Consider the following 10,638-nt stretch of genomic DNA (forward strand, 5'->3'; position numbering starts at 1 on the left):
GTGGCAAGCCGATCGAGACTTTCACTCGTTTGACGGGCAAGCCGGCCATCCGGGTCGTCGAGTACTCTTGTCCGGCGACCCGTTTGCTGGTTCGCTCATCCTCTTTGGTTTTGGAGGTTTGGGCGGTGGCGTCCAGTTTGACGGGGCGGTTGCTGCTCAGTGCATTGGATTGCGCACCTGGGACGCCGCCGGGTGTCGGACGCGATGATTCGGTTTCGCGTTTGCGAGAAGTTTCGTTCAGCGTGGTGGGTTGATCGGCGTATTTCAAACTCGCTTTCTCGGTGCTCATCGTCGGATCAATTTCCACGTGGGTCGCCACATGAATCTTTCCGTAGCCCATTAGGTGATTGCGGATTTTCATCTCAAACCGCTCTTCTTCTTCACGGCGTTTTCGCGACAGGGGGTCGTCATCATCGGCCAGGTTGAAGGGCGCGGATCCGTTCGTGTCCGTGACCACGACATCGTCGACCGACATGCCGGCAAACGCGGATCGCACCATGTCCTTGATCTGCAAGATGCGATCTCGGGACAGCGGGGAAATGCCTTCGGGTTCGACGGTGACACTGGCCGATTGCGGGCGGGTGCGCGAGAGGCCCATGCGTTCGCCTTGGTCGTAGTCCACTCGCGCGGTCCGAATGTCAGGGAACATCATGATGTTGCGAGCGAGGTCGAGCAGCTTGCCATTTCGTTGCCTTGCCAATCGCTGTTCGTTGGATTCAAACGGACTGGATTTGTCGATGGCAGCTTGGACGCTGGTTCGTAAAGACAGAGGCAGCGACGCGGAATTTTCGAGCGCCTTTAGAAATTCGCTGCGTGACTCAATTGGAATTTTGATGCGGCGGCCTTCGCGGGTCCACCCACGAAGGTCGGCGGATCCGAATGCGATTTCGGCCGCGTCCAAATCGCGTTCGCTGAAACTGCGGCCGCCAAGCAAGTATTCCGTAGACGGGCTTGAACTGCCACGCACTAAAAAACCCAGTGCGACAATGATGGCCGTCAACAGCAACCCCGCGATGATTCGCGAGGGAACAGGCATCGTGGAATAGATGCTTCGAAATTGGTCGAGAACGGATTGAAGCATGAAAGATTAGTCAGATCTGAACTTGTTGGATTTCTCGGTAGGCGTCCATCAACTTGTTGCGGATTTGCATCAGCATGCGGAAGGCCAAATCCGCCTTTTGAACCGAGGTCAGGACTTCGGCTTCATTGACATCACCGCCGGTCAACATGGAATGAACCATCGAGTCGGCTTGGTTCTGCATCGAGTTGACGCCTTTGACTTGGTCCATCAACAGGTTGCCTAGTTCACCGAACGAAGAGTCGGTGGGGGCGGACTGTGTTGAGCTGGGGTCAAGCAGCGAAAAGGCTTGGTTGGATTCTTTTTGTTGCGGCCCGGTTGGCTTGTTGACCTGTGACGACGCGCCGCCCTGCAACGCGCTGAACGTTGGCGGAGGTCGGAAAGAAGCAACAGGTTGCATGAGGGTGGAAAGCGAATCAAAAAGGAAGGGCGAATGTGTCGCGAGCGATCAGGGCCAGCGAGCCGAGCGGGGCCGCTGCGATCAGGCCAAGATGGCGAGTCGTTGGCGGCTCATGCTCTTGCTGATTTCAATCACACCCACGTTGGCTTCGTAAGCGCGTGTGCTTTCCAATGCGTCGACCATTTGAGTTGTCAGGACGATGTTTGGGTGCGCGACATAACCTTCCCATTTGCCTTCGCTGATGGCCAATGGGTGGTCGGGTTGGTAGCGATACAGCGGTTCGGAATCGTCGACCATGACTTCAGCGACTTTCACGCCAGCGGCTTCACCGGGGCTGGCGGTTTCGTCGGTTTGAAAGACGACCTGTCGCGCTTGGTAGGGATTCGGGTTGCCGTTTTCGTCGACCAAGGAAGACATGTTGGCGATGTTGCCCGAGATTGCATTGAGTCGCGTGCGCTGAGCGACCAACGCTGAGGTGCTGATGTCGAGTGCACTGATCATGGCGATCTCCAAACAATGAGGGGGACGAATCGAGTGAGGAAGGCGTCTTAGGCACGTTCGGTGATCGCGGCACGCAGCAGTTCAAATTGGCTGCGAAGCGTCGTCACGGCGAGGTCGTGCAAGTGTTGGTTCTTGGATATTTCGGTGACTTGTTGTTCCAACGAAACGTCGCTGTTGTCGTGGTAGACGACTTGTTCCATCGCAGCTCGAGGGCCGCTGAATTGATCGTCACGTGTGACGGCTTCGGCGGTTCGCGAGGGGCTGAGCGCTGAAAAAGATTCCGGCGTCATTCCGTCGCTGGACGGGTTGGGCGCGCCGACGGTGCCGGCTTGCAGTGCGGATCCGAATGGATCGTGGACCCAAGCGGGAACGTGGCCTTGGCTCAAATCCGGTTGAGCGATCGAGTCGCCAGGCGATTGGCTCTTTCCACGGTCTCGAATGGATTCTGCTAAGGCGGTTTGAAACTGGTTTTGATCCAGGTCGCGACTGCGGTAATCCGGCGTGCTCAGGTTGGCAATGTTGCCAGCCAGCAGTTCGTGGCGTCGTTCGGTGAACGCCAATGTCTGCTCGAGTGCACCGATGGTTGTCGAGGCGACTGGATTGAACATTTTCAAGCGGCCCGGCGTTTGGCGACTTGGTAGTGTGGGAATTTGACTGTCACTGCGCTGCCGCCTTGCGGGCAGTCCTGCCAGTTCAACTCAGCGGACAGGGCCGCGGCGATCATCGGTAATTTGCAGGCTCGTTGATCCACGGCGGCTCCCGTGTCAGCCAACTCAATTTCGATGCCGGTATTGGTTTGGCAGCCGGTGATTGTCAATTCACCGCCTTCAGGCATTTCGATCAGGGCTTGGCGAATCAAGCTTTCCATCAGTTGGCAGAAAGAGGCCTGGTCGGCGGGCAGTCGGAGGGCTTCGTCCATGTCGACCTCTAGGCAAACCGGAGCCGGATGGGCAACCAACATGGGCGACGCGAGCGTTTCCACCAAAATGGCTAAAGGTGGATCGTTGTCCTGGCCGATGAAATGATGTGACATGATAGGTTTCCGATGACGTTCATTTTTGGACGCGTCCGTGCGTTCCCGTTTGCTGTTAGCGTTCGGAGGGCGTTCGTTGCAAGATCAATCTGTCTTCCTGCTCGGTTTTCATGTCCGCTTCTTTTCGAATCCAAGCTGCCGAGGCTGCCCAGCGAATTTCTCGTCGCCGCATGCTGGCAGCGGGTTGGGGAGCACTGGGATTGCTTGGGTGTGAAACCCGTCGTGAAACGACCACCGCGTTTCGGGTCGCTGGACCGTCGATGGCTCCGACTTTTTGGGGCCCCAGCGTGCAGTTTCGTTGCGCAGCGTGCTCGATTACTCTTCGGGTTGATGCGGAACACTGGCGGGCCGTTCAACCGAGCCTGAATTCCAGCGGGAATCGCGCCGGTTCCATACCGCGATGTTGGCATTGCGGAACACCCATCCATGGCGAATCGATTTCAGTTCGTTCCATCGCCGCGGATGTGGTGATCGTCCGGCCGTCCACTGCGGTTTTGCTTCGAAGTCAATTGGCAGCGAATGAAACGCCGGTGGTTGTGTTGAAGCACGGCGGCAAGACTCATCTCAAGCGAGTTCTTGCTGCTCCGGGACAAAAGGTGACGTCGGACGATTCGGGGAACTTGCTCGTCGACGGTCAACTTCCATCGCCGTCCGGTTTGCCGCGTGTACCGATCGATATTGATCAGAGACGCACCGGCATAATCGCGAGTCGTTGGAGCTGTTCTGACGATTCGGTTTGGCAACGTGATGCCAATGGGAATTGGAACCAAGTCACCGATGCCAACGTGTTGAGCCCAGACCTCGTTTGGTTGACGTACGAACATCGCAATGTCTATCGAGGGAATGTGGTCAGCCGAGTGCTTGACGATTGCCCCGCCAATCTGGGTTTGGATCGACGGTTGCACCCGGTTTCTCGGCTGGGAATTTCGATTCGCTTGCGCGTGACGAATGACGCAGTGGAGTCAACCGGTGAGGCCAGCCGCCCTGTTGGTCGGCAAGTCCGTGCCGTCGTTTGGACGGATCGCGGGACCCGCGTGATCTCAAAGCAATTGCCTGAGCCACCGAGCCGTGGATACGAACATGTTCATTTTGAGCCCCGTGTGATCCAGGAGGGGCGTCCGATTGAGGAGACTGGACTGGATCAGGCTGTGGCAGCGTTCGTGTCAGCTTCTTCGCCAGTCGCGATTGGTTGGAACCCTCGTTCGATCTCGACTCTATCGGACCTGCGATTGTGGCGTCCGGTGCAGTGGTACGTCAGAAGCATCTCTTCATGGACCCTTGCAGACGATGAGTGGTTTGTTGTGGGAGACAACGCGCCGGTTTCAATCGACAGTCGCGATTGGGGGCCCGTTCGCACGGACCAAATCATCGGGGTATGTGATCCAATTGCTCGTGATCAACCGACAGACATTGGCGGTTGAGGTCCGTCCAACGATCGACTCACCAAGACATCTTGAAAAGCTTCTGCAAAACTGCTGGCATGCCTGACGAGAGCTCCGCACGGTTGCTTACAACGCTGTGCGGACGGTTGCAACTGCGACGCCTACCACTTTGGGATTGAGCACCTTAGCGGGGGCCAGGTCGCGATTACCGTTTCGCAATTCGACGTGCCCATTGATGGGGTGCCAGTATCGAAGCGAAATGTTTCCCGGTGTAGTTTCGATGGCCGCGAGTTGTCCTGGTTGGACGCTTTCCTGCTTGTTGATGACGATGTAATCGCCATCGTGGATCCCTCGGCTAACGAGAGAATCGCCCGATATTTGCACAACAAAACGATCACCGTCAGCAAGAATCTTGCCTAAATCAACCACATCGGTTGCATTCATATCGATGTCGGTGGGTTGGCTTCGGACGATGCCCGCCATCGGCAATCCCGTCGGTGAACGAGCGTCTTCGCCCGTCAATTCGATCGCTCGGGATTTGTTGGCTTTTCGTGTGATCAACCCTTTGCGCTCCAGTGCGCGGAGGTGACACATGACTCCATTCGGACTACGGATCCCAAAATGTTCGCCGATCTCACGGACCGTGGGGCCATAGCCGCGTTCTCGAATCAGGGAACGAACTAGCTCGTAGACCTCTCGTTGTCTTTCGGTCAATTGAACGTTGGGCATGTATTTCGCGGAGGGAGATGGGGTGGGGCGAGGGGGCAATCCATCATTATGAAACAAGCCTAGCATGCGGATCACTTTGATGACGTTCTTTTTATTGCTATATTTCACTTCGGTTTCGTCAAGGTCAAACTGTGCGGATTCGCGCAGTGTCGTCAGTGATCGACCTTGGGAGCTCAACGCTAGGCATTTAGGGGGGGCGTTGTATTGCCCAGCTAGGGCTTTTTAAAACAAGTCGATGTGTCATGGACTGGACCCTGTTGAAGCAACTGGCGTGAGCATAGCTAAAACTGAACGGTCAATGTTGTGTTGGCATAGCAATAATTAGCCTGTTCTTGGATGGTGGATCCCCCCACCGAGATTTTGGGGTGTGCCGTTTTGGACTGCTGTGTTGGCAATCGTTCGAAACAGCGCAGCGTGGTCTAAGCCCCTCGGCAGGAATGATCGGGTAAAACCTCACGTAGGCGAGTCTCTCTGAGACTCGCAAATGACAGCGTCTCGGAGAGACACCGCTACGTGATCAAGCCCAATGACTCCCGCTCACGTGCTTAGCACAGCTAAAAAGGAGTGGTGGACGAGGCGACAAGTTTTTGGATCTGACGCCAGTCCAGGACTCGTCGCCTCGTCCATTACCCTAAAAACAAGTCGTGACAGACCAATAGGCTCGTTCACCTCTCCCGAAAACGAAGAGTGCGAGCACCTTTGAGTTCGGGAAGGTTGATCTTTCTCGCGCCGAAGAAAAGAGCACGCTGAAACTGATGCGGGCTCATTTTTCCTGCGTTGCTGCTCATTTGAGGTTGAGAACGACGACCAGCACTCCGGCTGGAATGCACCAGTACGCAAACCAGTGCAAGCGGTCTTCTCGGCTCCATCGGATCAACCATTTCAGTGCAGCGATGCCGACGACGAAGGCCACCGCCGCTCCGATGAGAAGGGTGGTCGTGGAGGATGCTCCGGAGGGGCCGTCGTCCACGAGATCTTTGATCGCCAAGACCGTTGCACCCAAGATGGCAGGGATGGCCAGGAGAAACGAGAAGGTCACAGAATCATCTCGGTCCAGCCCCATGAGTCGCCCACCGAGGATCGTGGAACCGCTGCGACTGATTCCGGGCAGGATCGCGAAGGCTTGAAAGCATCCCACGAGAAAGGCGGCGCCAAACCCCAAGCGGTCGTAGGTGCCCGACTGAGGCGTGAGTTTGCCAAGCACAACCAGCATGATTCCGGTCACAATCAACATCGCGCCCGCCAAGAACGGACTGCGAAGAATTTCCGGGAACTGCGTTTTGATTGTCAGGCCAATGACCACTGCGGGAAGCGTACCAACGACCAGCAATCCGATGACTCGTCGGTCTTTTCTCAGCAGGGCCCAGATTCGTTGCCAGAACACAACGAGGATCGAACCCAGCGTCCCTGCGTGCAAGATGATTTCAAGGGTCACCGATTCGCCAAGTTCGCCCAACATCGATCCAAGAATCACCAAGTGCCCTGACGAGCTGATGGGGAGAAACTCGGCGATCCCCTGCACGACCGCCAGAATGATGACGCGAATGAGTTCCTGCACGATTCAAGGTCTCGACTAATGTGTGTGGGGTGTGCGTCTGGATAGATGATGTCCTAGGTTACTTTGCTAAAGGCAACGTCGGCATCCGTCGACTCAATTCCATTTCTTTTCCTCCCTCAGAACGACTCTTGTGAACGCATCCACCGACTCCGACAGTTCTACCGAAACTGTCAATTTTGACGGCCAGGAATCTCGGCGTCCTGACAGCATCGGCATGATCATGCTGAACGTCTTTCGCGGGTTCTGCATGGGAGCCGCCGACACGGTCCCTGGCGTGAGCGGCGGGACGGTGGCTTTGATTCTGGGGCACTACGACCGGTTGATCGCGGCGATCAGTCATGTCGACACGACGTCACTCGGAATGCTTCGAACGGGGCAATGGACGGGACTCGCCCGGCGAATGGATTTGCGGTTCCTGATCGCACTGGGGATTGGGATCGTCGTCGGGATCGGCGCTTTGGCCGGGCTGATGCACTGGCTGCTTCAGCACCGGGTCAACGAGACCATGGCAGTGTTTTTTGGTTTGGTGCTGGCGAGCGTTTGGGTGGTCCGGCGCAACGTCACCAAGTGGACGTTTCCGAGATTTGTGTTGTTGGTGGTCGGTGTGTTGGTGGCGTTGGGGATCTCGCGAATTCCTGCGACGACAGGCGACGCCAGTCACGTTTTTTTGTTTTTGAGCGCGTCGATCGCGATTTGTGCGATGATTCTGCCTGGAATCAGCGGCGCGTTCATCTTGCTATTGCTGGGCGTTTACGAACCCGTGATCGGCATGATTAAAGGTGTCGTCAAAGGCCAGATCGACATGGATATTTTAGGGCGTCTGGCTGTGTTTGCCGCAGGTTGCTTGTTTGGTTTGTTGGCATTCAGTCGCTTGCTGAATTACCTGCTCGAACATTTTCGAGACGCAACCATGGCGGTGTTGATTGGGTTGATGATTGGTTCCGTTGGTCGACTTTGGCCACTGCAACGCGTGACCCCCGAGACGGCCGAATTGGACCTGAAGCACCAAGTGTTCGAATGGGTATCGCCGGCCAAATACGAAGGCAGCGTGCTGGTGTTGCTCGTGCTCGCGATCATCGCGGCCGTCGTCGTGATTGCAGCGGATCACTTCACCCGTCGGATGCAATCTTCAGCGGCCACGGCTTGAGTTGTTGCCCGGCGATTGGCTGCGACGCACCGCTCGACCGACGAGTTTGACGAACCCTCGTTCGATCAGTCGCCAGTCCGCGGTCACGTCTTTTTTGGGACGCACAACAAAATCAAACCCGGTCGGAAGCTCCGCCTGATGCAATCGGTAGGATTCGCGGATCAGTCGTTTCCAGCGATTGCGAACGACGGCGTTGCCGGTTTTTTTGGGGATGGTCACGCCTAAGCGACACGGAGGCGTGTCGGATTGTTGCGGAGGGGGTTCGTCATGTGGCAAAGCGAAGACAACCAAGCAGTCATTCGCAGCGACACCGCCACGCCGGAGCGTTTTGGTGAATTCGCTGCTGCGCACGATTCGCGAGGATTTGGGCAGTCCGAAGGGACGCTTTTCCAGAGATCGTGACATCAGGGCGTTGCAATCGCAGCAGCAGGATTCAGTTCGAATTTCAACCGTCCACCGACCAACGTATGTGTGACGCGAGCCGAAAGCGTGCGTCCTGTCATGGGGCTGGAGTGGCATCGCGAATGGAACGCTTTGGTTTCCACCGACCAGGATTGCTTCGGATCAATCACGGTCACGTCCGCATTCGCACCCACGGACAAGGTGCCTCCTTCCACGCCAGCAATTTGGGCAGGCGACGTTGAGAGGCATTCGATCGCTCGTGACCAATCGAGGATTTTGGTTTCGACCAAGTCCGTCGCGATTGCGGCGAGAGTGGTTTCCAATGCGGTGGCACCAAACGGAGCCAAATCCAGGTCATTGGCTTTCTTCTCATGCGCTCGAGGCATGTGTCCGGATTCAATCGCATCGATCACGCCTTCGGCAACGGCATTGCGAAGTGCTTCAACATGCGATGGGCTTCGCATCGGCGGGTGGACTTTGTACCGCGAATCGTAGGAACGTAGCAGTTCGTCACTGCCAAACAAATTGTGTGGGCAGACCGACGCGGAGATACGGATGCCTCGCGATTTCACACGGCCGATCATGTCGATCGCGCCCATCGTGCTGACCGGGCCCACGTGCAAGCGACCCTTGGTGGCTTCTGCCAGGCGAACGTCACGGGCAACTGCCAAGTCCTCCGCTTCGGTTGGCAATCCCTTGAGTCCTAGGATCAGTCCGATTTGACCATCGTGCATCACACCGCCGTCGGCCAATTCTGGCACTTCGGGCCGGTCGAAGATCGGCAAGTCAAACATGCGGCAGTAATCGAGAGCTCGTTTAAGCAACGCATCGTTGGGCATCGGTCGCGGCGAGTCGCTGAACCCGGCTGCACCGGCGTCGGCCAGGATTCCCAGTTCGGCCATCTGTTCGGCTTGTCGGCCTTTGCTGAGGCAGGCGATCGGGAGCACACGAACGCCATCGACTCGCTGTGCGATTTGACGAACCAACTGAACCGACGCAGCGGAATCCATCAACGGTTTGGTGCTGCTGCAGCACAACACCGTTGTGTAGCCACCTGCCAAAGCAGCGTCGCTGCCTGTTTGAATCGTTTCATCTTCTTCGCTGCCCGGTTCACGCAGTTCGGTTGCCAAATCCACCAGCCCGGGAGACACGATTTTTCCGCTGACGTCCAGACGAACGGCATTCGGTGGCAGATCCCCGTCGGGAGTGTCGATCGAATCGATCTTTCCGTCATGCAAAACCAATCGTGCGATTCGGTCGATGCCGTTGGCTGGATCGATCAATCGTCCACCGTCGAGAACCCAAGTGGAATAGTTCATGCGAGTGGCTCCGTGGATGCGTCGGTGTGGTCTTTCGCGTTGGCAAGCAGCCACAGTGAGGCCATGCGAACGGCGATCCCGTTGGTGACTTGTTCGAGGATCACCGAATGCGGTCCGTCAGCGACTTCGGGGGTGATTTCAACGCCGCGATTGATGGGGCCGGGAGCCATGATGAGGATGTCATCTTTGGCATGCTGCAGTCGTTCGCCGTTCATCGCATACAGTGCGGCGTATTCATACACGCTGGGGAACGGACGGGCTTTTTGACGTTCGAATTGGATCCGCAGCAGGTTCAAAACATCGCAGCGATGAACAATTTCATCGAGCCGATGAGCCACTTCAAAACCGAGTTCTTCCCAGCGATGGCTGACCAGGGTCGGAGGGCCGCAAATGATGACGTGAGCTCCCAGTTTTCTCAGACCCCACAGGTTGCTTCGTGCGGTGCGACTGTGAGCGATGTCGCCAACCAAAGCCACCGTCATTCCGGCGAACACTTTTTCGGGATCCGCGGCTTCGGACTTCCAGTCGGATCCAATGCGGTGTTGTAGGATCGTCAGCATGTCCAGCAATCCCTGGGTGGGATGCTCGTGCGGGCCATCGCCAGCGTTGAGCACGCTGCAGCCCAGTTCGCGGGCCAGCAAGTGGGGTGTTCCCGGTGTGGAGTGACGCGTCACCACCCAGTCGACACCCATCGCTTCGATGGTCTTGGCGGTGTCGACGAACGTTTCGCCTTTCGCGACACTGCTTCCGCTGCTGCTGAATTCGACGGTGTCGGCACCCAGGCGTTTTGCCGCCAGTGAGAAACTGTTCCGCGTGCGAGTGCTGTTCTCGAAGAACAAATTGGCACATGTTCTGCCCGTCAGAAGCGGAACTTTGCGGCGACAACCTTCGGTCATCGACTTCAGCTCGTCCGCGGTGCGCAAGATCGCGAGGATCTCCGCTGCGGTGAGCCGCTCCAAATCCAAAAGGTGACGATGCCGCCAAACGGCCGGGAATGACAATTGATCGGGTGAGAGCGATGCGTCCATGGCCGGGAGTTTAAAGCATCATTGTCTGTTCGACGAGTCACGGCAGCCCACAAACATCAAC

Annotated in this window: 12 protein-coding genes; 2 read left to right on the top strand and 10 right to left on the bottom strand. The window is 56.8% G+C overall.

Features of this window, described 5'->3' with window-relative positions:
- From ACF8AM_RS19545 to ACF8AM_RS19565, 5 genes are all read right to left on the bottom strand, one after another.
- Nucleotides 1-1,081, bottom strand: a 1,081-nt coding sequence (locus tag ACF8AM_RS19545; RefSeq protein WP_392557263.1) for a flagellar M-ring protein FliF C-terminal domain-containing protein, incomplete at its 3' end; no start/stop codon positions are given.
- Nucleotides 1,082-1,091: 10 nt separating this feature from the next.
- Entirely contained in the window at nucleotides 1,092-1,478 is a 387-nt protein-coding gene (gene fliE / locus ACF8AM_RS19550; protein ID WP_392557264.1) for a flagellar hook-basal body complex protein FliE, read from the bottom strand.
- A gap of 81 nt (nucleotides 1,479-1,559) precedes the next feature.
- Nucleotides 1,560-1,979 (bottom strand): flagellar basal body rod protein FlgC, encoded by a 420-nt coding sequence (flgC, locus tag ACF8AM_RS19555; protein WP_392557265.1) that lies wholly within the window; start codon nucleotides 1,977-1,979, stop codon nucleotides 1,560-1,562.
- Between the two features lie 47 nt (nucleotides 1,980-2,026).
- The gene (locus tag ACF8AM_RS19560) at nucleotides 2,027-2,587 is read right to left on the bottom strand and encodes a flagellar basal body rod protein FlgB (protein WP_392557266.1); all 561 of its coding nucleotides are present in this window, start codon (nucleotides 2,585-2,587) and stop codon (nucleotides 2,027-2,029) included.
- A 2-nt stretch (nucleotides 2,588-2,589) separates the two neighbouring features.
- Nucleotides 2,590-3,012 (bottom strand): ATPase, encoded by a 423-nt coding sequence (locus ACF8AM_RS19565; protein ID WP_392557267.1) that lies wholly within the window; start codon nucleotides 3,010-3,012, stop codon nucleotides 2,590-2,592.
- Nucleotides 3,013-3,122: 110 nt separating this feature from the next.
- On the opposite strand from ACF8AM_RS19565, the gene ACF8AM_RS19570 reads away from it, so the two are divergent.
- The gene (locus ACF8AM_RS19570) at nucleotides 3,123-4,433 is read left to right on the top strand and encodes a S26 family signal peptidase (RefSeq protein ID WP_392557268.1); all 1,311 of its coding nucleotides are present in this window, start codon (nucleotides 3,123-3,125) and stop codon (nucleotides 4,431-4,433) included.
- Nucleotides 4,434-4,520: 87 nt separating this feature from the next.
- Here the strand turns inward: ACF8AM_RS19570 and lexA are convergent, their stop codons facing one another.
- Together lexA and ACF8AM_RS19580 are read right to left on the bottom strand one after the other, a co-directional pair.
- A complete protein-coding gene (gene lexA, locus ACF8AM_RS19575; protein ID WP_392557269.1) occupies nucleotides 4,521-5,231 on the bottom strand; it encodes a transcriptional repressor LexA in 711 nt (236 codons plus the stop codon).
- 676 nt (nucleotides 5,232-5,907) lie between these two features.
- Nucleotides 5,908-6,681, bottom strand: coding sequence for an undecaprenyl-diphosphate phosphatase (locus ACF8AM_RS19580; protein WP_392557270.1), 774 nt, complete (start codon nucleotides 6,679-6,681; stop codon nucleotides 5,908-5,910).
- A 130-nt stretch (nucleotides 6,682-6,811) separates the two neighbouring features.
- On the opposite strand from ACF8AM_RS19580, the gene ACF8AM_RS19585 reads away from it, so the two are divergent.
- Nucleotides 6,812-7,828 (top strand): DUF368 domain-containing protein, encoded by a 1,017-nt coding sequence (locus tag ACF8AM_RS19585; RefSeq protein WP_392557271.1) that lies wholly within the window; start codon nucleotides 6,812-6,814, stop codon nucleotides 7,826-7,828.
- Here ACF8AM_RS19585 and rnpA read toward each other — a convergent pair.
- The 3 genes from rnpA to ACF8AM_RS19600 are packed head-to-tail and all read right to left on the bottom strand — an operon-like array spanning nucleotide 7,811 to nucleotide 10,577.
- Complete coding sequence (gene rnpA, locus ACF8AM_RS19590) at nucleotides 7,811-8,233, bottom strand: ribonuclease P protein component (protein WP_392557272.1); 423 nt, start codon at nucleotides 8,231-8,233, stop codon at nucleotides 7,811-7,813. The genes ACF8AM_RS19585 and rnpA overlap by 18 nt on opposite strands.
- Nucleotides 8,233-9,549, bottom strand: a complete 1,317-nt coding sequence (gene pyrC, locus ACF8AM_RS19595; RefSeq protein WP_392557273.1) for a dihydroorotase — start codon at nucleotides 9,547-9,549, stop codon at nucleotides 8,233-8,235. Before pyrC ends, rnpA begins: the two co-directional genes overlap by 1 nt.
- Complete coding sequence (locus ACF8AM_RS19600; protein ID WP_392557274.1) at nucleotides 9,546-10,577, bottom strand: aspartate carbamoyltransferase catalytic subunit; 1,032 nt, start codon at nucleotides 10,575-10,577, stop codon at nucleotides 9,546-9,548. Before ACF8AM_RS19600 ends, pyrC begins: the two co-directional genes overlap by 4 nt.
- Nucleotides 10,578-10,638 lie beyond the last annotated feature (61 nt).

Source organism: Rhodopirellula sp. JB055 (assembly GCF_043100905.1).
Lineage (GTDB): Bacteria > Planctomycetota > Planctomycetia > Pirellulales > Pirellulaceae > Rhodopirellula.